This window comes from Dysgonomonas sp. 25 (genome assembly GCF_010501075.1).
GTDB lineage: Bacteria > Bacteroidota > Bacteroidia > Bacteroidales > Dysgonomonadaceae > Dysgonomonas.
The window spans coordinates 1-301 of sequence record NZ_QVMN01000057.1 but is presented as its reverse complement, the minus strand read 5'-3'; the positions used below and the strand labels follow the sequence as shown (position 1 = coordinate 301).

General features: G+C 46.5%; 1 pseudogene. It reads left to right on the top strand.

Going from position 1 to position 301, the window contains the following annotated elements:
- Positions 1 to 301, top strand: a pseudogene (locus tag D0T66_RS16175) (B12-binding domain-containing radical SAM protein); the annotation flags it as partial.

Below are 301 nucleotides of genomic sequence, written 5' to 3'. Positions count from 1 at the left end.
CAACTGAATCGCAAGAGTCTCCGTTATCAATATCACGATCCGGAGACCACGATTATCGAAGGCGTTCTCGCTCGTGGCGATCGTCGCTTAAGCAAGGTAATTGAAGGGGTTTACCGCCGAGGATGTCTATTTGAATCATGGACCGAACACTTTGATTATCAGGTCTGGGATGAGGAAATCACCCGTCAAGGATTGACCATTGACTTTTATAACCGCCGAGAACGCGGAAGTGATGAAATCTTTCCTTGGGACTTAATTGATATTGGCGTGACGAAGGGCTTTTTAATGAACGAATGGGAGC